At 66.7% G+C, this 23,888-nt stretch carries 17 protein-coding genes; 11 read left to right on the top strand and 6 right to left on the bottom strand.

What is annotated here, in order from left to right; all coding sequences use genetic code 11:
- Nucleotides 1–177 precede the first annotated feature (177 nt).
- Complete coding sequence (trxA, locus tag AXA74_RS10405; protein WP_029578873.1) at nt 178–504, top strand: thioredoxin TrxA; 327 nt, start codon at nt 178–180, stop codon at nt 502–504.
- 114 nt (nt 505–618) lie between these two features.
- On the top strand, nt 619–1,875 hold the full coding sequence (gene rho, locus AXA74_RS10400) for a transcription termination factor Rho (protein WP_029578874.1): 1,257 nt from the start codon (nt 619–621) through the stop codon (nt 1,873–1,875).
- A gap of 24 nt (nt 1,876–1,899) precedes the next feature.
- Here rho and AXA74_RS10395 read toward each other — a convergent pair whose 3' ends face one another.
- On the bottom strand, nt 1,900–5,538 hold the full coding sequence (locus AXA74_RS10395; protein ID WP_032979724.1) for a YhdP family protein: 3,639 nt from the start codon (nt 5,536–5,538) through the stop codon (nt 1,900–1,902).
- A gap of 83 nt (nt 5,539–5,621) precedes the next feature.
- On the opposite strand from AXA74_RS10395, the gene glnE reads away from it, so the two are divergent.
- Nucleotides 5,622–8,393, top strand: coding sequence for a bifunctional [glutamate--ammonia ligase]-adenylyl-L-tyrosine phosphorylase/[glutamate--ammonia-ligase] adenylyltransferase (glnE, locus tag AXA74_RS10390; RefSeq protein WP_032979725.1), 2,772 nt, complete (start codon nt 5,622–5,624; stop codon nt 8,391–8,393).
- Between the two features lie 39 nt (nt 8,394–8,432).
- Entirely contained in the window at nt 8,433–9,107 is a 675-nt protein-coding gene (locus tag AXA74_RS10385; RefSeq protein ID WP_029578877.1) for an epoxyqueuosine reductase QueH, read from the top strand.
- A 7-nt stretch (nt 9,108–9,114) separates the two neighbouring features.
- On the opposite strand, the gene AXA74_RS10380 is transcribed toward AXA74_RS10385, so the two are convergent.
- Nucleotides 9,115–10,506, bottom strand: a complete 1,392-nt coding sequence (locus tag AXA74_RS10380; protein ID WP_029578878.1) for an L-serine ammonia-lyase — start codon at nt 10,504–10,506, stop codon at nt 9,115–9,117.
- A 167-nt stretch (nt 10,507–10,673) separates the two neighbouring features.
- Between AXA74_RS10380 and AXA74_RS10375 the strand changes: the two genes are divergently transcribed.
- Both AXA74_RS10375 and AXA74_RS10370 read left to right on the top strand, forming a co-directional pair.
- Nucleotides 10,674–12,338: a Na/Pi cotransporter family protein gene (locus AXA74_RS10375; protein ID WP_032955277.1), complete on the top strand. Its 1,665-nt coding sequence runs from the start codon at nt 10,674–10,676 to the stop codon at nt 12,336–12,338.
- A gap of 69 nt (nt 12,339–12,407) precedes the next feature.
- Entirely contained in the window at nt 12,408–13,079 is a 672-nt protein-coding gene (locus AXA74_RS10370; RefSeq protein ID WP_029578880.1) for an HAD family hydrolase, read from the top strand.
- A 26-nt stretch (nt 13,080–13,105) separates the two neighbouring features.
- Here AXA74_RS10370 and AXA74_RS10365 read toward each other — a convergent pair whose 3' ends face one another.
- The 3 genes from AXA74_RS10365 to AXA74_RS10355 form a co-directional block, all read right to left on the bottom strand.
- Nucleotides 13,106–13,894, bottom strand: coding sequence for a dienelactone hydrolase family protein (locus AXA74_RS10365; RefSeq protein ID WP_032979727.1), 789 nt, complete (start codon nt 13,892–13,894; stop codon nt 13,106–13,108).
- A gap of 36 nt (nt 13,895–13,930) precedes the next feature.
- Nucleotides 13,931–14,767, bottom strand: a complete 837-nt coding sequence (locus AXA74_RS10360) for a ZIP family metal transporter (protein ID WP_029578882.1) — start codon at nt 14,765–14,767, stop codon at nt 13,931–13,933.
- A gap of 93 nt (nt 14,768–14,860) precedes the next feature.
- Entirely contained in the window at nt 14,861–16,177 is a 1,317-nt protein-coding gene (locus tag AXA74_RS10355; protein WP_032955276.1) for an MFS transporter, read from the bottom strand.
- Nucleotides 16,178–16,391: 214 nt separating this feature from the next.
- Here AXA74_RS10355 and cyoA point away from each other — a divergent pair, with 214 nt between their 5' ends.
- Genes cyoA through AXA74_RS10330 form a run of 5 tightly spaced genes read left to right on the top strand, consistent with a single transcriptional unit; the run spans nt 16,392 to nt 21,202 of the window.
- A complete protein-coding gene (gene cyoA, locus AXA74_RS10350) occupies nt 16,392–17,369 on the top strand; it encodes a ubiquinol oxidase subunit II (protein ID WP_080701001.1) in 978 nt (325 codons plus the stop codon).
- A 31-nt stretch (nt 17,370–17,400) separates the two neighbouring features.
- Nucleotides 17,401–19,404, top strand: coding sequence for a cytochrome o ubiquinol oxidase subunit I (gene cyoB, locus AXA74_RS10345; protein WP_032979729.1), 2,004 nt, complete (start codon nt 17,401–17,403; stop codon nt 19,402–19,404).
- The gene (gene cyoC, locus AXA74_RS10340; protein WP_029578886.1) at nt 19,397–20,038 is read left to right on the top strand and encodes a cytochrome o ubiquinol oxidase subunit III; all 642 of its coding nucleotides are present in this window, start codon (nt 19,397–19,399) and stop codon (nt 20,036–20,038) included. Before cyoB ends, cyoC begins: the two co-directional genes overlap by 8 nt.
- Entirely contained in the window at nt 20,035–20,418 is a 384-nt protein-coding gene (gene cyoD, locus AXA74_RS10335; protein ID WP_032979731.1) for a cytochrome o ubiquinol oxidase subunit IV, read from the top strand. The genes cyoC and cyoD overlap by 4 nt, the downstream gene beginning before the upstream one ends.
- Nucleotides 20,396–21,202, top strand: a complete 807-nt coding sequence (locus tag AXA74_RS10330; RefSeq protein WP_051594011.1) for an SURF1 family protein — start codon at nt 20,396–20,398, stop codon at nt 21,200–21,202. Before cyoD ends, AXA74_RS10330 begins: the two co-directional genes overlap by 23 nt.
- On the opposite strand, the gene polA is transcribed toward AXA74_RS10330, so the two are convergent.
- Nucleotides 21,156–23,876, bottom strand: coding sequence for a DNA polymerase I (gene polA / locus AXA74_RS10325; protein WP_032955274.1), 2,721 nt, complete (start codon nt 23,874–23,876; stop codon nt 21,156–21,158). The genes AXA74_RS10330 and polA overlap by 47 nt on opposite strands.
- Nucleotides 23,877–23,888 lie beyond the last annotated feature (12 nt).

The raw sequence follows: 23,888 nt of genomic DNA, 5'->3' as shown, positions 1-23,888 counted from the left end.
TATTCGGTAGGATGAACAAGACAGCGAGCCGCCTGGGCCGCTCGCGCCGCATCATGCTACACAAAACCGGCAAACCCTGTTGTTATTGACAGTGGTATGCTTTAATCCTTCCATCAAACAAGTAACAAAGGCCCCGGCCCCGTTTCTGGCCCAAGGCCTCCGTCGGATATCCCCATCATGAGCGAGCAAATCAAGAACGTCAGCGACGCCAGCTTTGAAGGCGATGTGCTGAAGTCCAGCCAACCCGTGCTGGTCGACTACTGGGCGGCCTGGTGCGGTCCCTGCAAGATGATCGCCCCCATCCTGGAAGAAGTCGCCAGCGAATACGCTGGCCGCCTGACCGTGGCCAAGCTGAATGTCGACGAAAACCAGGGCACGGCCGCCAAGTACGGTATCCGCGGTATTCCGACCCTCATGCTCTTTAAGGATGGCCAGGCCGCCGCGACCAAGGTCGGCGCCCTGTCCAAGTCCCAGCTCACCGCATTTCTGGACAGCGCGTTGTAAACTACGCGCAGCGGACGGCGCGGCGCCCACGGCGGCGCGCCAAGAGTACCGCGCGAGCCCGTCCGAGGCTCGCCGCCAGATCCCATCTCATATCTCTCCCCCACATTCACCGCGATGCACCTCAATGAACTGAAGGCGCTGCACGTGTCGCAGCTGCTGGAAATGGCCGCTGGCCTGGAAATCGAGAACGCCAACCGCCTGCGCAAGCAGGAGTTGATGTTCGCCATCATGAAGCGGCGCGCCAAGCAAGGCGAGCAGATCTTCGGCGACGGCGTCCTGGAAGTCCTGCCCGACGGTTTCGGTTTCCTGCGCTCGCCCGAGACCTCGTATCTGGCCAGTACCGACGACATCTATATCTCGCCGTCCCAGATCCGCCGCTTCAACCTGCATACGGGCGACTCCATCGAAGGCGAAGTCCGCACGCCCAAGGACGGCGAACGCTACTTCGCCCTGGTCAAGGTCGACAAGGTCAACGGCGTCACGCCCGAGACCATCAAGCACCGCATCATGTTCGAGAACTTGACGCCGCTGCACCCCAACCAGGTGATGCGCCTCGAACGTGACATCAAGAGCGAAGAAAACCTCACCGGCCGTATCCTGGATATCTTCGCCCCTATCGGCAAGGGCCAGCGCGGCCTGATCGTCGCCCCGCCGAAGTCCGGCAAGACGGTGATGATGCAGCACATCGCGCATGCCATCACCACCAACTACCCGGATGCCGTCCTGATCGTCCTGCTGGTCGATGAGCGCCCCGAAGAAGTGACCGAAATGCAGCGCACCGTGCGCGGCGAAGTGGTCGCCTCCACCTTCGACGAACCGGCCACGCGCCACGTGCAGGTCGCCGAAATGGTGATCGAGAAGGCCAAGCGCCTGGTCGAGATGAAAAAGGACGTGGTCATCCTGCTGGATTCGATCACCCGCCTGGCCCGCGCCTACAACACCGTCGTCCCCGCCTCGGGCAAGGTGCTGACCGGCGGCGTGGACGCCAACGCCCTGCAACGCCCCAAGCGCTTCTTCGGCGCGGCGCGCAATCTCGAGGAAGGCGGCTCGCTCACCATCCTGGGCACCGCGCTGATCGAAACCGGCAGCCGCATGGATGAAGTCATCTATGAAGAATTCAAGGGCACCGGCAACTCCGAAGTGCACCTGGAGCGCCGCCTGGCCGAGAAGCGCGTCTACCCGGCCATCAACCTGAACAAGTCGGGCACCCGCCGCGAAGAGCTGCTGATCAAGCCCGAGCTGCTGCAAAAGGTCTGGGTGCTGCGCAAGTTCATCCACGACATGGACGAAATCCAATCCATGGAATTCATCGTGGACAAGATGCGCGCCACCAAGACCAACGCCGAATTCTTCGACATGATGAAGAAGTAAGGCACGGGGCGCGCGCCCCGCGCCTCAGTGGCCGGTATCGAACTCCGGCACGGTCTGGCGGGAAGGCGCGGGCGCGCCCAACTCGATCGGCTCCACCTTGGGATCGTCCCAGGAGCCGGAGACCTTGTACTCCAGCGTCATGGCGCGCGCCAGCGGCTGCTTGAGCAGCCATTGGGTGACAAACGCGCCCAGGCCCACCAGAGGATTGACCAGGGCGGCGGTCGCCACGGCCGCCCCGCTGGCATCCAGATTGGGCACCACCACGGCCTTGAGATCCCAGCGCTCGCTGATGATGTTGGTGTTGCCCGCCAGCACGATGGCCGCCACGGGCCCGTTCACCTTGTAGCCATCGGTCTTCAGCACCCCGCCATCGAGGGACATCTGGCCGCGCAGGGTGTCGAAGGGGAAGCCATCGCGTACGAGGTTGACCGGGTTGAAGTCCAGCTTGGCCAGCCGCTGCAGCGACTGGAAGGACAACAGCTCCAGCAGTCGCGCCGTTCGCGAATTGACATTCAGGAAGCGTCCCTTGTCGATGCTCACCGTGGCATTCCCGCTGATGTCGGCGGGATTGTGGGTCCACGGCAGGTTGCGCCAGGTGAAGTTCGCCTCGGCGCTGCCCGTGCCGGCGGCCATCACTTGCTTGAGGCCGATGCGGTCCAGGAACTTGCCGACATCCTTGAAGTCCGCCTGGGCCTGCACGCTCAGGCCGCGCTGGTCCGTGTCCAGGCGCCAATTGCCGGTCGCCTTGAGCGTGGCGTCCGCATTCTGGATCTGCAGCTTGTCCAGGCGCCAGAGACGGCCGCGCGCCGTATTGGTCCCCAGCAGCTCCAGGGTGCCCAAGGGCTTGTCGTAGAGCGAAAAGTTCTGCACCTGCAGATCGATGCCCGGAATATCCGAGAGATCGTTGCCCGAGGACAGGCTGTCCTCGGCCTTGTTGCTGTCGCCCGCGCCGCCCAGGGACAGATGCTTGAGCCGCGCCACGACATGCCCGGCGATCGCGCCGGAAGCCTCGGTCCACTCCAGCGTGCCGGTCGCCTGGCGCGATTCCACGTCGACGCGCCACTGGGCCGGGGCGGGCCGCTGGGCGAACAGTTTCAGATCGGTGAGATCCAGGCTGGAGCTGCGCAGGGTCGCGGTCGCCAGGTTGACCTGGGTAAGCGCCGGCATCGTCGGCTGGCTGCTCTTGTGTGCCGTGGCTCGGTTGGCGGGTTGATCGAACTCTTCGATGACGGTGTCCCAGCCTTGCATGTCAAGTTCGGGCAGCGACGCCGCCACCGTCAAACCCTGGCGGGGCAAGGTCGCGGCGCGGTTCACGCCCAGCGCGCCGCGGGCGAAGTACGTCCCGGACTTGTCGCCGGCGTCACGCTCCAGCAGCACATTGACGTTTTCGCCCAGGCTGCCCGTCAGCCAGCGGCGGCCGCGGCTGCCGGCGTCGGTGGCGGGGCTCCATTGCAGCATCAGCGGCAATGCGGCCGCCGCGCTCTTGCCGACGGGCGCCGGCATGTCGATGGCAAGGCCCGTCAAGTCCGAGCGCAGGGAAATATCGACCGAGCCGCCGCGCAGGTAAGTGAGCTGGCCGCGATAGGCGGTCTTGCCCGCGAACCGGTTCATCGCGCGCGCATTGATGAGCTGGGTCAGCGCATTGCCGGCCAGCGTGCCCTCGAACTGCAGCGGCTCGCTGCCCTTTTCCATCTTGCCCCAGATGCGCGCCGGCCCGCCCAGAAACTGTGCCCGGATGTCCTTGACCTGGATGCCGCGTTCGGAAAAATCCAGCGCGCCGTGCACCTGGTCCAGCACGGGGATTTCCGGCATGAATTGGAAGCTGTTGCCAGCAAAGACGACCTGCCCCTCGACCGTCGTGTCGTCGGCATTGAGCAGCGGCACGTCCAGCTTCAGCGGCACGCGCCAGTCCCCGGTGCCCGAAGCCTCGCTCAAGGCGTCGTCCAGCAAGCCGCCCAGCGGCGAATTGGCTGCCAGCGCCAAATAGGCCGACACCGGCCCGGCGCTCATGCCGTCCAGATAAAGCCGGGCGTTGTGCTCCATATCGGGAATCCGCGCGCTGACCGCCCCAAGGGTCACCACCTGGGCCGGCCCGGTGGGCACCTGGCCGCCGCCCGGCGAATCCAGCGTCAGGCTGGCCTTGTCCACGGCGAAACTGCCGCCCAGCTTCTCCAGCCTGGGCCAGGCCTTGCGGCCGGCGCGGGCCGGGGCGTAATCGACCGTGGCGTCGCTGAACTGGCCGGCGATGCGGAAGGCGCCCTGCGCGCCGGGGGCGGCGAACGGGAAGTCGTCCAGGTCGCCCTGGATGGTCACCGCCGCATCGCGGATGTCGCCTGCCGGCAGGCCCGTGGCCAGCCATTCGCGCGCGTCCGGATTCACCTCCAGGGGCAGATAGCGATGAATCGCGCTCATGCGGGCGCGCGTGAGCGCGCCGCGCAGATCGGCGGTGCCGGCGGCGGACTTGCCCTCGGCGCGCCAGGTGCCGTAGAGGCGCAACTCCGCGTCGTCATTGGCCACGCGCAGCTGTGCCAGGTCCATGCGCAGGGGCTGGCCGTCCGGGTGGATGAAGCGCGTGTCCAGCTCCAGTTCGTCGGCCCGGATATCGGGGAATTCGAACAGCCCGGGCAGGCGCGCGCCGGCCTGCTCGGCGCGCGCTTTGAGGCTCATGCCGGCGCCGTCCGGGCTCTTGGCCAAAGGCAGGTCGCGCAGCTGCAGCAGGTCGCCGGGCATGCCTTGCAGGCGCCAGCGCAGGCGGCTCGCCGCCAGGCCCACGCCGGCCTCGCCCGGCCCGCCGGCTTGCCAGGACAGGCCGCGCGTGACGGCGTCCATCGTGAAATCCGCCAGCTTGCCGTGGTCGATCTGCAGCCAGGCGCGCGCGGCCAGCCGGCCCTGCACCTGGGGGATTTCCAGCCAGGGACGCCAGGCCAGTGGCTCGGCATCGCCCAGTTCGGCATAGATCTGGCCGCTCCAGCTGGCCGGGTTGCGCGGCTCGGAGGCAAAAAGGCTGCGGTTGAACTCGCCGCGCAGCACGACGCTGGCGGCCAGTTCGCGAGGCGGACGCGCGCGCAGGGCAAAGCGATGCGAAAGACTGCCGTTGCGCACCAGCAGGTCCAGGCTGCCCAAGGCGATTTCGGGCACCTGGCGCGCGTCGTCCTGCCACCGCAGGGTGGTGTCGTAGAAGGTCACTTCGCGCAGCCGGGAAAGCCAGGCCAGCAAAGGGCTGCCGTCCTGCCGGTCCTGCTGCGTGGGGTCGAAGGACTGCCCGGCCACCCAGATCAAGCCCTGGGCGTCGCGGCGCAGCGTGATATCGGCGCCATCGACCCTCAGAGTCAGCAGCGCGGGCGCCATGCGCAGCATGCTGCGCCAGCCCAGCACGGCGCTGACGGACGGCACGGTGAGCACGGCATCGGCGCTGTCGGCAGTATGGATGCGCACGCCCCGCAGCTTGAGCCGGGGATTCAGCCCGCGCCAGTCCGCGCTCAGATGATCGATATTGACGCGCGCACCGAGGGCCTGGCTGGCATACTGCTCGATGCGCGGACGCCATTCGTCGGCGCGCGGCAACACCCAGTAGCGCAGCCCGAGAAAGCCGATGGCCGCCACTCCGTACAGGGCCAACAGGCCCCAGAAGAGCCAGCGAAGGACTTTGGTGGGTACGCGCACGGGACTATCGGCAATTGACGCATCTTGGGGTATCGTCCCCTTATACCCGAAACCGGCTCCGCCGTCTCCCCATACCTACCGCCATGTCGTCACCAACTTCTTCCCTCGACCAGGCACTGGCCTGGTCCGGCCACTTGCGCCGCCGCCTGGACGCCCGCCCCGATCTGCGCGCATGGCTGGGACAGGCCGCGGCCGAGCCGCTGACCGCCGCGCGCATGCAGGGCTGGATGCACGAACTGGCCGGCGGCGACGGCGCGTTACCCGTGGATACAACTCGGACGGTGCTGCGCAAGCTGCGCGAGCGGGTCTTCCTGTCGCTGATCGTGCGCGACCTGGGCGGACAGGCCGACCTGGAGGAAGTCGTCGGCGCCATGACCGCTCTCGCCGACCTGGCGGTCTCGGCCGCCTATCGCAGCGTGGCCGACGACCTCGTCCAGGCGCACGGCATGCCGCGCGAGGCCAGCGGCGCGCCGCAGGAAATGCTGATCGTGGGCATGGGCAAGCTGGGCGGACGCGAGCTAAACGTCTCCTCGGATATCGATCTCGTCATGCTCTACGGCGACGAGGGCGATACCGACGGCCCCCGGCGCATCAGCAATCATGAATTCTATGGCCGCCTGACGCGCCGCATGATGCCCGTGCTCTCGGAGGCCGACGCCAACGGACAGGTCTTCCGCACCGATCTGCGGCTGCGGCCCGACGGGGACGCCGGCCCGCTGGCCTGGAGCCTGGACGCTTTTGAGCACTATCTGATCGGCCAGGGCCGCGAATGGGAACGTTATGCCTGGCTCAAGGCGCGCCTGATGCCGGCCCAGGCGTTTGCCGGCAGCGACAACCGCCTGCAGGCACAGCAGCTCGAAAGCCTGCGCGTCCCTTTTGTCTACCGCAAGTATTTCGATTTCGACGCGCTGGCCGCGCTGCGCGCGCTGCGCGAACGTATACGCCAGGACTGGCAGCGTCGCGCCCTGGCACGCAATGGCGTGGACAGCGCCAACAACATCAAGCTCGGCGACGGCGGGATACGCGAGATCGAATTCGTGGTGCAGCTCTCGCAGCTCATCCGCGGCGGGCGCATGCCGGCCCTGCAAAAGCGCGGTCTGATCGAGGCCCTGCGCGCCGAGCGCGACGCCGGCCTCCTGCCGGCCGGCGACGCCGCCCGCCTGGAGGCGGCCTACCGCTTTCTGCGCCGCACCGAACACGCCCTGCAATACCGCGAGGACGAGCAGACCCATCTGCTGCCGGGCGACCGCGCCCAGCGCGACGCCCTGGCCCGCGCGCTGGGTTATACGCCGGCCGAATTCGAAGACACCCTGGCCGGGCACCGGGAATTCGTGTCGCAGACCTTCCGCAATGCCTTCCGCCTGGCCGGCATGGGCGAGGAAGACGAATCGCCGCGGCGCGGCCCGGCCGACGCCGAGGAAAGGCTGGGACAGCAGATCCAGGATGTGTTCGGCGACCAGGCCGAAGACCTCCTGAACCGCACCGAATCCCTGCTGTCCAGCCACCGTATCCGCAGCTTGCCCGACAGCAGCCGCCGGCGCCTGGAGGCGCTGCTGCCGGCCGCCTTGCAGGCCGCCTCGCAGACCAGCGCGCCCCTGGAGGCCGCCACGCGCCTGTTCGACCTTATCGAGGCCATCGCCCAGCGCAGCGCCTATCTGGCCCTGCTGGCTGAATACCCCGATACGCTGGCGCGCGTGGCCCGCATGGTGGCCGCCAGCCCTTGGGCGGCGCAATACCTCACCCAGCATCCGCTGCTGCTGGACAGTCTGATCGATTGGCGCACCCTGTTCGAGCCGCTGGATTTCGCGCAGGTCGCCCGCCAGCTCAGCGCCGACCTGGATGCCTGCCGCCTGCCCGACGGCAGCCCCGATGTCGAACGGCAGATGAACCTCATGCGCGATGTGCAGCGCCAGGCCAGCTTCCAGCTGCTGGCCCAGGACCTGGAGGGCAGCCTGACGGTCGAGGCCCTGGCAGACCAGTTATCGGCGCTGGCCGACCTGCTGCTGGCCGAAACCATCCGCCGCGTCTGGCCCCTGGTCAACCGCAAGCCCGGCGCGCAGCCGCATTTCGCCATCATTGCCTACGGCAAGCTGGGCGGCAAGGAGCTCGGCTATGCTTCCGACCTGGACTTGGTCTATCTCTTCCAGGACGACCGCGAGGACGCCGCCGAGGTCTACGCCAAGCTGGGCCGGCGCATGACCTCCTGGCTGTCGACCATGACGTCCTCGGGCCGGCTCTATGAGGTCGACCTGCGGCTGCGCCCGGACGGCGACGCCGGCCTGCTGGCGGTCTCGCTGGAAGCCTTCGAGCAATATCAGCGCAAGCATGCCTGGCCCTGGGAGCACCAGGCCATCACGCGCGCGCGCTACGCCGCGGGCGATACCGAGGTCGGCGCGGCCTTCGAGCGCATCCGAGGTGAAATCCTCGTCATGCCGCGCGACACCGAGGCCCTGCGCGCCGAAGTGCTGGCCATGCGCGACAAGATCAGCGCCGGCCATCCCAATCACAGCGAGCTCTTCGATCTCAAGCACGACCGTGGCGGCATGGTGGACGTGGAATTCGTCACCCAGTACCTGGTCCTGTGCCATGCCGGCAGCCACCGGGTGCTGGTCAACAACCTGGGCAATATCGCGCTACTGCGCCTGGCCGGCGAAGCCGGCCTCATCCCGGCCGAACTGGGTGTCGCCGCCGGCAATGCCTACCGCACCCTGCGCCGGGCGCAGCACCAGATGCGCTTGAAAGGCATAGACCGCGCCCGCGTGGCGCCGCAGGAGCTGGCCGCCGAACGCGGCGCCGTGAGCACCCTGTGGCGCACGGTATTCGGGGACGCAAGCATGCCGGATAGCGCGTCGTAAAATGGCGGGCTACGTTGGACTTTCCTGTCGGTTCTTGCCATGTCTGAACTCCTTCGCCCCAAACTCGAACTGCCCGCCGGCCACCGCAAGGTGCTGCTGCACTCCTGCTGCGCGCCCTGCTCCGGCGAAGTGATGGAGGCCATCACGGCCTCGGGCATCGATTACGACATCTTCTTCTACAACCCGAATATCCATCCGGTGAAGGAGTACGAAATCCGCAAGCAGGAGAACATCCGCTTCGCGGAAAAGCATGGCATCAAGTTCATCGATGCCGACTACGACATGGACAACTGGTTCGACCGCGTCAAGGGCCTCGAAGACTCGCCCGAACGCGGCGAGCGCTGCACTGTCTGTTTCGACATGCGCTTTGAACGCACCGCGCTCTATGCCCATGAGCATGGCTATGACACGATCACCAGCTCGCTCGGCATCTCGCGCTGGAAGGACATGAACCAGATCAACGGCTGCGGGGAACGGGCCGCGGCGCGCTACGATGGCATGCTCTACTGGACCTACAACTGGCGCAAGGGCGGTGGTTCGCAGCGCATGATCGAGATCAGCAAGCGCGAGAACTTCTACCAGCAGGAGTACTGCGGCTGCGTCTATTCGCTGCGCGACACCAACCGCCACCGCCGCGCGCAAGGCCGCGAGCGCATCCACATCGGCGTAAAGTTCTACGGCAAGGAAGACCTCATCAACGAGGAATCCCTCTGAAGACCGTTCAGCACTCGACGATATTGACGGCCAGGCCGCCGCGCGCGGTTTCCTTGTACTTGGTCTTCATGTCGGCGCCCGTCTCGCGCATGGTCTTGATGACCGAATCCAGCGACACATAGTGATGGCCATCGCCGCGCAGCGCCATGCGCGCGGCGTTGACGGCCTTGACCGACGCCATGGCGTTGCGCTCGATGCAGGGAATCTGCACCAGCCCTCCCACGGGATCACAGGTCAGCCCCAGGTTGTGCTCCATGCCGATCTCGGCGGCGTTCTCTACCTGCTCCACCGAGCCGCCCAGCACGGCGGCCAGCGCGCCGGCCGCCATGGAACAAGCCACGCCCACCTCTCCCTGGCAGCCGACCTCGGCCCCGGAGATCGAGGCGTTGTACTTGTAGAGCAGGCCGATGGCGGCGGCGGTGAGCAGGAAATCGCGGATACCCTGGCGGCTGGCCAGGGGCACGAAGCGGTCGTAGTAATGCATGACCGCCGGGATGATGCCCGCCGCGCCGTTGGTGGGGGCGGTCACCACGCGCCCGCCAGCGGCATTTTCCTCGTTGACCGCCATGGCGTAGAGGTTGACCCAGTCCATTACCGACAAGGGATCGGACAGCGCCCGCTCGGCGCGCTGCGTGAGGCTGCGATACAGCTCGGGCGCGCGGCGGCGCACTTTCAGGGGGCCGGGCAGATCGCCGTCGGCCTCGGGATGGCCGATGCCGCAGCCGCGGCTGACGCAATCCTGCATGACCTGCCAGATGCGGTCCAGGCCATGTTCGACCTCGGCCTGGCCGCGCCAGGTGAGTTCATTGCGCATCATCACGCCGGCCACCGACAGGCCGCTCTCCTGGCACATGCGCAGCAGCTCGCGCCCGGTGCGGAAAGGAAACGGCATCTGGTCGTGGGCGGCGATGACCTGGCTGTTGGGCGCGCCGGGCGTGACGACGAAACCGCCGCCCACCGACAGGTAGCGCGACTCGCGCAAGCATGCGCCGGCCGCGTCGAAGGCGTGGAACTTCATGCCGTTGGGATGTTCGGCCAGCGCCTCGCGGCGATAGAAAAGCAGGTGTTCTTTTTCGATGAAGGGCACGGAATGCCGGCCCAGGATGGGCAGCGCGCGGCTGGCGCGCACGGCCTGCAGCATGCCGGGAATGGCCGCGGGATCGACGGTGTCGGGCGCCTCGCCCATCAGGCCCAGCATGACGCCCTTGTCGGTGCCGTGCCCCTTGCCGGTGGCGCCCAGCGAGCCATACAGCTCGCAGCGCAGGCTGGCCACGGCGGGCAGCAGGCCGTCGCGCTCCAGGCCCTGCGCAAAGAGGAGTGCCGCGCGCATGGGGCCCACCGTGTGCGAACTGGACGGGCCGATGCCGATTTTGAACAAGTCGAAGACGGAAACTGCCACCTGGAACCTCCTGCCGGACGCGGCCGGCGCATAATGCCTTCATGATACGCGGCGGCCGTGGCGGCGCGGGCCGCCAGGTTTCCTCCCCGGGGCGGGACGTGCGATTATTACAGAAATATTTCTTGTCATATTCAGATTAGCGTAAGGCCGCGAGCCTGAGGAAAACTATGTCGGGATTGCTGTCCATGCTGGATTTCGCCGGGTATGTGGCCCTGCTGCTCTGGGGGGTGCACATGGTGCAGACGGGCGTGCAGCGCGCCTTCGGCGCGGCCCTGAGCGCCGCCCTGGGGCGTGCGCTCGGCACGCGGGCCCGGGCCTTCGTGGCTGGCCTGGGGATCACCGCCGCCCTGCAAAGCAGCACGGCGACCGGGCTCATGATCACCGGTTTTGCCGCGGGCGGCGTGGTCGGACTGGTCCCTGCCCTGGCAGCCATGCTCGGCGCCAACGTCGGCACGACGCTGATCGTGCAGCTGCTGTCCTTCGACCTGACCTCACTGGCGCCCCTGCTCACCCTGGCCGGCGTATGGATGTTCCGCCGCTATCCGCCCGGCCGCACCCGCGACCTGGGGCGGGTCTTCATCGGCCTGGGCTTGTTGCTCATGGCCCTGCACGCCCTGGTCGAATTGTTCCAACCGCTGGAGCAAGCGCCCCTGCTGTCCATCATCCTGCAGTCGCTGGCCTCCCAGCCGGTGCTGGCGGTGCTGCTGGCGGCCGCCCTCACCTGGGCCGCGCATTCCAGCGTCGCCGTCGTCGTGCTCATCATGTCGCTGGTCAGCCACCAGATCGTCACCGTGGACGTCGCCATGGCCCTGGTGCTGGGCGCCAACCTGGGCACCGCGGTCAACCCCATGATAGAAGGCGTCACGGGCGACGACCCGGCCGCCCGCCGCCTGCCGCTGGGCAATCTGCTGACCCGCGTCGCCGGTGTGCTGGCCGGCCTCATCATTCTGCCCTACATCGGCCCGCTCATGGCCAAGCTGGAGACCGACCCCAGCCGCGTCGTGGCCAACTTCCACACGGTCTTCAACATCGTGGTCGCCCTGGTCTTTCTGCCCTTGCTCACGCCGTATGGCGCGCTGCTGTCGCGCTGGCTGCCCAAGCGCAGCGACCCCAACGACCCGGCGCGGCCGCAGTACCTGGACGAATGGGCCCACGATGTGCCCGCCGTCGCCCTGGGCAATGCGCGGCGCGAGGCGCTGCGGATGACGGATATGCTGCAGACCCTGCTGCTCTATGCCCGCGCGGGCTTCAAGCGTGACAACCGGCATCGCATGGTGCAGGCCCGCCAGCTCGACAGCGCGCTGGACAAGCTCGAGAACGCCATCACCACCTATATCGCCACGCTGGACCAGGAAAACCTCACCCAGGAAGACCGCCAGCAGCTCGACAGCATCCTCGCCTTCACGAGCAACGTGGGGCATGCGGCCGACATCGCCTTCCACGGGCTCCTGGGCCATATCACGCGCCTGCGCAAGCAGGGCCTGCTGCTGTCGCCCGAGCAGCGCGCCCATATCGACGACACGCTGGCCGCCCTGGTGGCCAATCAGCGCCAGGCCGCCGCGCTGTTCGTCAACGACGACCTGCGCCAGGCCCGCGCCCTGGCCGGCGAAAAATCGCGTTTTCGCGCCATGGAGGCCGAGGCGGCCGAAGCCCATCTGCAGAAGATCAAGAGCGGCGAAGTCGATGCCGCCGAGGCGGGCGCGCTCTACCTGGACATCCTGCGCGACATGAAGGGCATCAACTCGCACCTGGTCGGCGCGGCCGCCTACCCCCTGCTGGCCCGCCATGGCGAGCTGCTGCCCAGCCGGCTGCGCGACGCCAACGCCGATTGACGCGCCGCCCGCCAGACCGCACCATAGCCGGGCCGGGCAGAGGCCCGGCCTCTTCACAGGCGGAGCACCATGGCACCGGTCAATACTCAGCTTGTCATCTTTGATTGCGACGGCGTCCTGATCGACAGCGAGATCATCGCCGCCCGCGCCCAATCCCAGGCCCTCGCGGCCCATGGCATCGACATCTCGCCCGAGGAAGCCGCGCGACGCTTTGCCGGCATTCCTGACCACGATATGTGGCTGACCCTGCAAGCCGAATTCCACACGACGCTGCCGGCCGGGTTCGAACTCGATTACGCCGCGCATCTGGCGCGTATTTTCGAGAGCGACCTGCGCGCCCTGCCCCATGTGCAGGCCCTGATCGACACCCTGCGTGCGCGGCGCATGCCATTCTGCGTGGCCTCCAGCAGCACGCCGGACAAGCTACGCACGGCGCTGGGCTTGACCGGCCTGTGGCCGCTATTCGATCCGCATATCTTCAGCGTAAGCCAGGTCCCTCGAGGCAAGCCGGCACCCGATATCTTCCTGTTCGCGGCCAGCCGGATGGGCGTGGCGCCCAGCCATTGCCTGGTGGTCGAGGACAGCGTGCCGGGCGTACAGGCCGCCCGGGCCGCCGGCATGCGCGTGCTGGGCTACACGGGCGCCTCGCACATCGCGCCGGGCCATGACAACAAGCTGCGCCAGGCCGGCGCGGTCGATACCGTCGCGGACCTGGCCTATGTCACCCACTATGTGACCTGAACCCGGCCGCCCCGGATGGCGCGGGCTTACAGATAGCGCTCGAACCAGGCCAGCATGCGTGCCCAGCCGTCCTTGGCATCCTCGGCGTTGTAGCTCGGGCGGTAGTCCGCCAGGAAGGCGTGGCCCGAGTTGGGGTAGACCACGAAGCTCGAGGCCTGGGAGGCGGCATTGCCGGCGGCGAGCTTGGCTTCCATGGTGCGCACGTCCTCGACCGGGATACTGTGGTCCTGGGCGCCATACAGGCCCAGCACGGGGCCGTGCAGGGCGCCAGCCACGTCGAAGGCCACGGACTTGATCAGCGGCCCATGGCCGGAAGCCAGCTTGCCATACCAGGCCACGCCGGCCTTGACCTTGGGGTTGTGGGCCGCGTACATCCACGTAATGCGCCCGCCCCAGCAAAACCCGGTGATCCCCAGGCGCGAGGCATCCGCCCCTTGGGCCTGGGCCCAGGCCACGGCCGCGTCCAGGTCGGCATAGACCTGCTCGTCGGGCACCTTGGCCACGATCTCGGCCACCAGCTTGGGGATGTCGGTATAGGTCGACGCATCGCCCTGGCGCTGGTAGAGATTGCTGGCCACCGCGAAATAACCCGCCTTGGCCAGGCGGCGGCAGATATCCTTGATGTGCTCGTGCACGCCGAAGATCTCCTGCACCACCAGCACCAGCGGCGCGCCCTTCACGCCCTCGGGCGCGGCGTAATAGGCCTGTTGCGTGCCGCCAGGCACGGGCAGTTCGAAATCCCCCTGGGCCAGCCCCTGGGTATCGGTGTGGATGGTGGTGGAAGCGGCGGTGCCGGCGGCGGGGGCGAAACTCATGAGCGGACTCCGGGTGACCGGCCGCCCGCCTGGCCGTCAATGGCGATGGTGGTCCGCTTCGAGCGCCGTCCCGGCATGGCCGTGGCTATGGTCATGACCGTGGTGCATGAAGGTGGTCACGCCATAGATGATGGCCACGCCCACGGCCACGAGCACAAGCTGCGGCACGGCGTCGGAGACGGCCACGCGCTCGTGCATCTGCGGCATGAGGTCGGCGACCGAGATATAGAGGAAGCTGCTGGCCGCGACCACCAGCACATAAGGCACCAGGGTCTGCGCTTCCTGCAGCACGAAATATCCTACACCGCCTCCGATGGCCGTGCATAGGCTGGTGAAGAGGATGAGCCCGAAGGCGCGACGGCGCGCCAGGCCCGCATTGATCAGCACCACGAAGTCGCCCAGCTTGTGCGGGACCTCGTGCACGATGATGGACGCCGCCGTCAGCACGCCGAGGACCGGGTCGGTGAGAAAGGCCGCGGCGACCAGCACGCCGTCGCAGAGATTGTGCAGCGAGCTGCCGATCAGGATGAGCACGCCGCCGCGCCCGGCCTCGTGGCGGTCATGGCCTTTGTGATGGTGATGACCGTCATGTTCGTGGTGATGGCTATGCCGCAGGAGCGCAATCTTCTCCAGCACGAAGAAACCGATCAGGCTGGCCAGCATGAGGCCGAAGAGCGTATGCACGCCGGCGCCGGCCTGCTCGAATGCCTCGGGCAACAGATGCAGCAGGGCCACCGACAGCAGAACGCCCACCGACAGGCTGACCATGTGATGCAGGTATTGCGCAAAGACGCGATAGGCCAGCCAGTGGGCGACGGCGACCGCGACCAAGCCGCCTGTGACCGTGGCCAGAATGATCCAGAGAAGCAGCATGGGAATGGGATGAGGATGGCGGAAAGCGCAATATTATATTGTTTCAAACAGCGAGGAGAAATGCGCTCGCCCGCCCCCCCGCCGCGGGCCGGCTCAGTCCCGTGCTTCCAAGGCCCGGTTGATCCGCAGGGCCAGCAAGGTGCAGGCCGTGCCGGACAGCAGATAGATGCTGACCGCCACCAGCCCGAAGCGCACCGACAGGGCGAGGGCCACCAGCGGCGCGAAAGCCGCCCCGACCAGCCAGGCCATGTCGGAGGTCAGGGCCGCGCCGGTATAGCGGAAACGCCGCGTGAAATTGGCCGTGACCGTGCCCGAGGCCTGGCCATAGGACAGGCCCAGCAGCAGGAAGCCGATCAGGATGAAGGCATTCTGCGCCTTGGGGCCGCCGCCCAGCAGCCAGGGCGTGAACAGGGCGTAGACACCGATGAGCGCGGCCAGCAGGCCCAGCGTGGTGCGCCGCCCGATGCGGTCGGCCAGCATGCCCGAGGCGATGGTGCCCAGGATGCCCAGCACCGCGCCGATGAGCTGGGCTGTCAGCACATCGGAGATCTGCTGGGTGCCGCTGACGGCGATCCACGACAAGGGAAAGACCGTGACCAGGTGAAAGAGCGCATAACTGGCTAGCGCGGCGAAAGCGCCGATGAAGAGGTTGTAGCCCTGCGCGCGCACGATCTCGGCCACGCTGATGGGTTCGAGCTCCCCCTCTTCGAGCAGGCGCGTGTATTCCTCGGTGACCACCAGCCGCAACCGCGCGAAGAGCGCGACCACATTGATGGCGAAGGCAACGAAGAAAGGATAGCGCCAGCCCCAGGCCAGGAAGTCGGTCTCGGTCAGCGTCCGCAACAGGAAAAGAAACAAGGCGCTGGCGATCAGGAAGCCGACGGGCGCGCCCAGCTGGCCCAGCATGGCGTACCAGCCCCGGCGCCCCGGCGGCGCATTCAACGCCAGCAGCGACGGCAGCCCATCCCAAGAGCCGCCGAAAGCCAGCCCCTGCAGGCAGCGGAACACGGCCAGCAGCGTGATGGCATGCATCCCGATGGCGTCATAGCTGGGCAGGAAGGCCATGCCGACCGTGGCCGTTCCGAGCAAGAACAGGGCCAGCGTCAGCTTGGTGGCCCGGCCCCAGCGGCGCTGCACGGCCATCGACAGCGCCGTGCCGATGGGACGCATGATGAAAGCGAAGGAGAAGATCACGAAGGACCAGAGGGTGCCCTCCAGCCTGCCCTCGAAGGGGAAGAACACCTGCGGAAAGACCAGCACGCAGGCAATGCCGAACACGAAGAAATCGAAGTATTCGGAGGCGCGGCCGATCACGACGCCGACGGCAATCTCGCCGGGCGCCACCTTGGCGTGGCCGTCATGCCCGTCTGCCTCGGCCGCCTGGCCGGGATAATGCGTGGAGGTCGACATAGGTTCACTCACGAAAGGAGGTTCCGGCTATACCTTGCCCACAGACTGCGGTTTCTAGGGTACGCCCAGGTCCGGCCGGGCCGCAAGCACCAATCCGGCCAGCGGCGGCCGCGCAACGCCCGCCGGCCGGCCGCCATGGAAATGGGCTGGATTTTCCGCGCCGTCGGGCGTAGTGTTGCAGCTACGTCCCACGGTTTCGTCACGGGGTATGGTCATGCCGTCCTTCCCAAGGTTCCGCGGAATATTGCTGATCGGGCTCCTGTCCCTGCTGACGGGATGCAATGCCGTGCTGCTATCGCCCTCGGGGGATATCGCCGTCCAGCAGCGCAATCTGATCATCATTTCAACCGGCTTGATGCTGATCGTCATCGTGCCGGTCATCATCCTGACACTCTGGTTCGCCTGGCGTTATCGGGCGGGCAACAAGACCGCGCGCTACACCCCCGAGTGGAATCACTCCACCGTGCTAGAACTGCTGATCTGGGCCGGGCCGCTGCTCATCATCATCGCGCTGGGCGCGCTCACCTGGGTCAGCACCCACCAGCTCGATCCCTACCGCCCGCTCGCGCGGCTATCCGAAGGCCGCGACATCCCGCCCGACACCAAGCCGCTGGTGGTCGAGGTGGTGGCGCTGGACTGGAAATGGCTCTTTCTCTACCCTGAACAGGGCATCGCGGCGGTCAATGAGATGGCCGCGCCGGTAGACCGGCCGATCCAGTTCCGCATCACCTCCTCCACGGTGATGAACTCCTTCTTCATCCCCGCCCTGGCCGGCCAGATATACGCCATGCCCGGCATGCAGACCACGCTGCACGCCGTCATCAACCATCCGGGCGAATACGAGGGCCTGTCGGCCAACTACAGCGGTGCGGGCTTCTCGGGCATGCGGTTTGCCTTCCATGGCGTGGACGAAGCCGGCTTCCAGCAATGGGTGGCCCGGACCCGCGCCCAAGGCCAGATGCTCAGCCGCGAAGCCTATCTCAAGCTGGCGCAGCCCAGCGAGCGCAATCCGGTGCAGCACTTCAGCGATGTGGCGCCCGGCCTGTTCGATGCCATCGTCGGGCGCTGTGTCGATCCGGCCCACCCCTGCAGCATGAATCATGCCCGCGGCGGCGGCCCGGCGCTCAGCACCGCCGCCTCGGAGCGCTACCTGGGACCCATCTGCCGCTCGGAGAAAGACCTGACGCGCTGAGCGGCGGCGCCGATTTTTATCTGGAGTCGAGATGATTGACCAGCCAGAACACAACAGCCTCATCTTCGGCCGCCTGACCTGGGAGGCCATCCCCTTTCACGAACCGATTCTGCTGGCGACCTTCATTGCCGTGGCGCTGGGCGCCGTGGCGCTGCTGGGCGCGATCACCTACTTCGGCAAATGGGGCTATCTCTGGCGCGAGTGGTTCACCAGCATCGACCACAAGAAAATCGGCGTCATGTATATGGTCCTGGGCCTGATCATGCTGCTGCGCGGCTTTGCCGACGCCATCATGATGCGCCTGCAGCAGGCCATCGCCTTCGGCGACTCGGCGGGCTATCTGCCGCCCCATCACTACGACCAGATCTTCACCGCGCATGGCGTGATCATGATCTTCTTCGTGGCCATGCCGCTGGTCACCGGCCTGATGAACTACATCGTTCCGCTGCAGATCGGCGCGCGCGATGTGGCGTTTCCTTTCTTGAACAACTTCAGCTTCTGGATGACGGTCGGCGGCGCGCTGCTGGTGATGATGTCCCTGTTCGTCGGCGAATTCGCGCGCACGGGCTGGCTGGCCTATCCGCCACTGTCCGGAATCGCCCCGAGCCCGGACGTAGGGGTGGACTACTACATCTGGGCCTTGCAGATCGCCGGCGTGGGCACCCTGCTCTCGGGGGTCAATCTGCTGGTGACCATCGTCAAGATGCGCGCCCCCGGCATGAAGATGATGCGCATGCCCATCTTCACCTGGACTGCCTTGTGCACCAATGTGCTCATCGTGGCGGCCTTCCCCGTGCTGACCGCTGTCCTGGCCCTGCTCAGCATGGACCGCTATGTCGGCACCAATTTCTTCACGACGGAACTGGGCGGCAACGCCATGATGTATGTGAACCTGATCTGGATATGGGGCCACCCCGAGGTCTACATCCTGATCTTGCCGGCCTTCGGCATCTTCTCGGAGGTGGTGGCCACCTTCTGCCGCAAGCGCCTGTTCGGCTATGCCTCCATGGTGTACGCCACCGTGGTGATCACCGTGCTGTCCTATCTGGTGTGGCTGCACCACTTCTTCACCATGGGCTCCGGGGCCAGCGTCAATTCCTTTTTTGGCATCACGACGATGATCATCTCCATTCCCACGGGAGCGAAGATCTTCAACTGGCTGTTCACCATGTACCGCGGCCGCATCCAGTTCGAAGTTCCCATGCTCTGGACGCTGGGTTTCATGGTCACCTTCGTGATCGGCGGCATGACCGGTGTGCTGCTGGCGGTTCCGCCGGCGGACTTCGCGCTGCACAACAGCCTGTTCCTGATCGCCCACTTTCACAACGTGATCATCGGCGGCGTGCTGTTCGGTCTCATGGCCGGCATCACGTTCTGGTTTCCCAAGGCCTTCGGCTACCGCCTGGATCCCTTCTGGGGCAAGTGTTCGTTCTGGTTCTGGCTGGTGGGGTTCTACGTCGCCTTCATGCCGCTCTACGTGCTGGGCCTGATGGGCGTGACGCGCCGCGTCAACCACTTCCAGGACATGTCGCTGCAGATCTGGTTCCAGGTGGCGGCGCTGGGCGCGGCGCTCATCGCGCTGGGCATCGCCAGCTTCATCATCCAGCTGATCGTGAGCTATCGCCGCCGCGAATCCCTGCGCGATACCACGGGCGATCCCTGGGATGGACGTACCCTGGAGTGGTCGACCTCCTCGCCGCCGCCGGCCTACAACTTCGCCTTCACGCCGCGCGTGCATGAGCTGGACGCCTGGTGGCAGATGAAGCAGCACGGCTACCGGCGGCCCCAGGGCGGGTTCATCCCCATCCACATGCCCAAGAACACCTGGGCCGGCATCGTGCTGGCCGGCATCAGCGTGGCCCTGGGTTTCGCCCTCATCTGGCATATGTGGCCCCTGGCCGTGCTGGCCTTTGCCGCCCTGATCGGGGTCTGCATCGTCCACACCTTCAATTACCAGCGCGACTACTACGTGCCGGCCGACGAAGTCCTGCGCACCGAAACGGCGCGCACCCGCCTACTGGAAAGCCATGTCTGACACCCTGGCCACCCCTCAAGCAGGCGGCTCCGACCGAGCCGCCGAACTGGTCTTCTACGAACCGGGCGAACATCATCCCCAGAACGGCACGCTGCTGGGCTTCTGGGTCTACCTGATGAGCGACTGCCTCATCTTCGCCTGCCTGTTCGCCACCTATGGCGTGCTCGGCCGCAACTATGCAGACGGCCCGACGGGCGCCGAACTCTTCGACCTGCCGCTGGTCGCGGTCAACACCTCGCTGCTGCTGCTGTCCTCCATTACTTACGGTTTTGCCATGCTGGAGATGCAGCGCAAGCGCCTGGGCGGCGTACAGGCCTGGCTGGCGGTCACGGGAGTGCTCGGCCTGGGCTTCCTCTCGCTGGAGCTCTACGAGTTCGCCCATCTGATCGCCGAGGGCGCGGGCCCCGGACGCAGCGCCTTCCTGTCCTCTTTCTTCACGCTGGTCGGCACGCACGGGCTGCACGTCACCTTCGGCATCGTGTGGCTGGCGACGATGATGGTGCAGCTGCGCATGCACGGCCTCATCCCCGCCAATCGGCGGCGCCTGATGTGCCTGTCCATGTTCTGGCACTTCCTGGACCTGATCTGGGTCGGCGTATTCACCTTTGTCTATCTCATGGGAGTCCTGCCATGAACGCCCACAGCGCCCACGGCCATGACGACGACGGACATCACGAAGAGGCCCCGCATGGCACCTTGAAGAGCTATGTGACGGGTTTCATCCTGGCCGCCATCCTGACGGCCATCCCGTTCTGGATCGTGATGGCCCGCGTGTTCGAGACCTCGCGCACCACGGCGCTGGCGATCCTGGCTCTTGCCGCGGTCCAGATCGTCGTGCACATCGTCTACTTCCTGCACATGGACGCCAGGTCGGAAAGCGGCTGGAACATGCTGGCGCTGATCTTCACCCTGGTGCTGGTCGTGATCACCCTGAGCGGCTCGATCTGGATCATGTACCACCTGGACGCCAACATGATGCCCATGACCACGCATGACTGGCGCAACATCCCTTGACGATACGCCACGCAACAGGCCGCCGCGCCGCGCCGGCACCCTGGCCATCCTGGCCCTTGCCGCGGCCCTGGCCTTCTTCACGCTGTGCGCCCTGGGCAGTTGGCAATTGCAGCGGCGGGCCTTCAAGCACGAGCTGATCGCGCAGGTCCAGGCGCGCCTGCAGGCCGACCGCGTCCCCGCGCCCGGCGCGGCGCTGTGGGCCGGCCTGACGGCCGCCAATGCGGAGTACCGCCGCGTCAGCGCAACGGGGCGCTATGACTACAGCCGGCAGGCCCTGGTCAAGGCGGTGACCGCGATGGGCGACGGATACTGGGTCATGACGCCGCTCTTGCGCGATGACGGCAGCATCCTGTTCGTGAACCGGGGTTTCGTGCTGCCGCAATGGCGTCAGGCGCCGGCGGCGCCGGAAGCGGTCACGGTCAATGGGCTGCTGCGCATGGGCGAGCCCGGCTGGGGGTTTCTGCGCCGCAATGACCCCGCGGCCGACCGCTGGTACTCGCGCGACGTGCAAGGCATCGCCCGGGCGCGCGGCCTGGGCGTGGTGGCGCCCTACTTCATCGACGCCGATGCGGCGCCTGGCGCGTCCGATCCGGCGCGCGCACCGGCTGGCGGCCTGACGGTGCTGCGCTTTGCCGACAACCACTTGGTCTATGCCCTGACCTGGTATGCGCTGGCCGGCCTGGTGCTGGCCGGGGCAGTGCTGGTGGCGCGCGAGGAAAAGCGCCTGCGCGCCGGACTCAGTGCGCCTGCTCCCAGTTGCGGCCCACGCCGACCTCGGCGATAAGCGGCACCCGCAGCGTCGCCACCTCGCTCATCAGGCGCGGCACGGCCAGGCGCAGGGCCTCGACCTCGGCTTCGGGCGCTTCGAGCACCAGTTCATCGTGCACCTGCATGATGAGGCGGGCGCGCATGTTCTCGGCCGTCAGCCAATCCTGCACGGCCACCATGGCCAGTTTGATGAGGTCAGCCGCGGTGCCCTGCATGGGGGCATTGATCGCGGCACGCTCGGCGCCCTGGCGGCGCGGCCCCGACGCGGCCCGGATATCGGGCAACTGCAGGCGGCGGCCGAACACGGTTTCGACATAGCCCTGCTCGCGCGCCAGGCGGCGCGTGTCATCCATATAACGGGCCACGCCCGGATAGCGCGTGAAATAGCGGTCGATATAGGCCTGGGCGGCATCGCGCGTAATGCCCAGATTGGAAGCCAGGCCGAACACGCCCATGCCGTAGATCAGGCCGAAGTTGATGGCCTTGGCCGCGCGGCGCTGCTCGCTGGAGACTTCGGCCAGCGGCACGCCGAAGACCTCGGACGCCGTGGCGCGGTGGATATCCTCGCCGGCGGCGAACGCGCCTTGCAGATTGGCATCGTCGGAGACGTGCGCCATGATGCGCAACTCGATCTGCGAATAGTCGGCCGACAGCAGCAAGCCGCCGTTTTCCGCCACGAAGGCCTCCCGCACGCGGCGCCCCGCCTCGGTGCGCACCGGGATGTTCTGCAGATTGGGGTCGGAAGACGCCAGGCGCCCGGTAATGACCGCGGCCTGCGAATAATGGGTGTGGACCCTGCCGGTGGCCGGATTGATCATGCGCGGCAGCTTATCGGTATAGGTGGACTTCAGCTTGGACAGCCCGCGATATTCGAGCAGCACCTGCGGCAGCGGATAGTCCTGCGCCAGCTTGGACAGCACCTCTTCGTCGGTCGAAGGCGCGCCGCCCGCGGTCTTGCGCACCACCGGCAGGCCCATGCGCCCGAAAAGGATTTCACCCAGCTGCTTGGGCGAATTGAGATTGAAGGGCTGGCCGGCCAGCTCATAGGCCTTCTGCTCCAGGCTCAGCATCTCGCGGCCCAGGTCATGGCTTTGGCGGCCCAGCTCGGCGGCATCGACCTTCACACCGTTACGCTCGATCACGACCAGCACGCGCGAGACCTCGAGCTCCAGGGCGTAGATGCGCTCCAGGCCGGCGTCAGCCGCCACGCGCGGGCGCAGCGCGCGATGCAGCTGCAGGGTGAAGTCGGCATCCTCGGCGGCGTAGAAGCCCGCCTTGTCCACCGCCACCTCGTCAAAGCCGATCTGCTTGGCGCCCTTGCCGCACAGGTCTTCGTAGTTGATGCCGCTGCGGCCCAGGAAACGCTGGGCCAGGTCGTTCAGGCCCACGCCGCGATGCGACTCCAGCACATAGGCCTGCAGCATGGTGTCTTCGGCGACACCGCGCAGCGCCACGCCCTCGTTGGCGAACACATGCGTGTCATATTTGGCGTGATGCAGCAGCTTGGGGCGCAGCGGGTCTTCCAACCAGCCGCGCAGGCGCTCCAGGACTTCGTGACGGGGCAGTTGCGTGCCGGCCTCCGGCCCCCGGTGCGCCAGCGGGATATAGCAGGCCACGCCGGGCTCCACGGCCATGGATATGCCCACCAGCCTGGCCTGCATCTCGTCCAGCGAGGTGGTCTCGGTGTCCAGGGCGACCAGGCTGGCCGCATCCACGCGGGCCATCCAGGCTTCCAGGTCCGTCCACTCCGTAATGATCTGGTAGTGCTGTTCGGCGGGCGCTTCGTGCGCCACCTCGGCGGCGCGCGCATCGCCCGTGGGCACGCGCTCGGCATCGCCCGATAGCTCGCGCAGCCAGGTCCGGAAACCGTAGCGGTCGTAGAGCGCGCCCAGCGTCTCGCGATCCGGCTCGCGCGGCTTGAGGTCTTCGGGCGAAGAAAGAAAGGCGCCCAGATCGCAGTCGTCCTTGACCGTCAGCAGCTGGCGGGTCAAGGGGAAACGCGCCACCGCCTCGCGCAGATTGTTGCCGGCCACGCCTTTGATGGTGTCGGCATGCTCGACCAGCCGGTCGATGGAGCCGAATTCGCTCAGCCACTTCACCGCGGTCTTGGGCCCGACCTTGGTCACGCCCGGCACATTGTCCACGGCATCGCCCACCAGCATCAGGTAGTCCACGATGCGCTCGGCCGGCACACCGAACTTGTTGACCACGCCCGCTTCGTCCAGCACCTCGCCCGTCATGGTATTGACCAGCGTGACCTGGGGGTTGACCAACTGGGCCAAGTCCTTGTCACCCGTTGACACCACGGTATGCAGGCCTTCCTCGGTGGCGCGGCGCGCCAGCGTGGCGATGATGTCGTCGGCCTCGACGCCCTCGACGGCGAACACCGGCCATCCCAGGGCGCGGACCGCCGCATGGATGGGCTCGATCTGCGCGGCGAGGTCCTCGGGCATCGGCGGACGATGCGATTTATATTCGGGATAGAGGTCATCGCGGAAAGTCTTGCCGCGCGCATCGAAAATACATGCGGCATACTCTGCTTTGTGGTCCTGGACCAACTTGCGCAGCATGTTGATCACGCCATAGAGCGCCCCGGTCGGTTCTCCCTGGGCATTGCGCAAATCCGGCATGGCATGGAAAGCGCGGTACAAGTAGCTCGAACCGTCTACCAGCAACAAGGTTTTTTTCATGGTTACAAAGGC

It is taken from the genome of Bordetella hinzii LMG 13501 (assembly GCF_001548475.1).
Taxonomy (GTDB): Bacteria; Pseudomonadota; Gammaproteobacteria; order Burkholderiales; family Burkholderiaceae_B; genus Bordetella; species Bordetella hinzii.
This window is presented reverse-complemented; position numbering and strand designations above follow the sequence as displayed.

Bases quoted from the DNA above. Each gene is read 5' to 3' on its own strand.
- AXA74_RS10360 (WP_029578882.1), bottom strand. From the start codon at position 14,767: ATGCTGCTTCTCTGGATCATTCTGGCCACGGTCACAGGCGGCTTGGTC.
- AXA74_RS10365 (WP_032979727.1), bottom strand. From the start codon at position 13,894: ATGAGTTTCGCCCCCGCCGCCGGCACCGCCGCTTCCACCACCATCCAC.
- AXA74_RS10355 (WP_032955276.1), bottom strand. From the start codon at position 16,177: ATGTCGACCTCCACGCATTATCCCGGCCAGGCGGCCGAGGCAGACGGG.
- AXA74_RS10370 (WP_029578880.1), top strand. From the start codon at position 12,408: ATGGCACCGGTCAATACTCAGCTTGTCATCTTTGATTGCGACGGCGTC.
- rho (WP_029578874.1), top strand. From the start codon at position 619: ATGCACCTCAATGAACTGAAGGCGCTGCACGTGTCGCAGCTGCTGGAA.
- AXA74_RS10330 (WP_051594011.1), top strand. From the start codon at position 20,396: ATGACTGGCGCAACATCCCTTGACGATACGCCACGCAACAGGCCGCCG.
- AXA74_RS10385 (WP_029578877.1), top strand. From the start codon at position 8,433: ATGTCTGAACTCCTTCGCCCCAAACTCGAACTGCCCGCCGGCCACCGC.
- cyoB (WP_032979729.1), top strand. From the start codon at position 17,401: ATGATTGACCAGCCAGAACACAACAGCCTCATCTTCGGCCGCCTGACC.
- polA (WP_032955274.1), bottom strand. From the start codon at position 23,876: ATGAAAAAAACCTTGTTGCTGGTAGACGGTTCGAGCTACTTGTACCGC.
- cyoC (WP_029578886.1), top strand. From the start codon at position 19,397: ATGTCTGACACCCTGGCCACCCCTCAAGCAGGCGGCTCCGACCGAGCC.
- cyoA (WP_080701001.1), top strand. From the start codon at position 16,392: ATGCCGTCCTTCCCAAGGTTCCGCGGAATATTGCTGATCGGGCTCCTG.
- AXA74_RS10375 (WP_032955277.1), top strand. From the start codon at position 10,674: ATGTCGGGATTGCTGTCCATGCTGGATTTCGCCGGGTATGTGGCCCTG.
- glnE (WP_032979725.1), top strand. From the start codon at position 5,622: ATGTCGTCACCAACTTCTTCCCTCGACCAGGCACTGGCCTGGTCCGGC.
- trxA (WP_029578873.1), top strand. From the start codon at position 178: ATGAGCGAGCAAATCAAGAACGTCAGCGACGCCAGCTTTGAAGGCGAT.
- cyoD (WP_032979731.1), top strand. From the start codon at position 20,035: ATGAACGCCCACAGCGCCCACGGCCATGACGACGACGGACATCACGAA.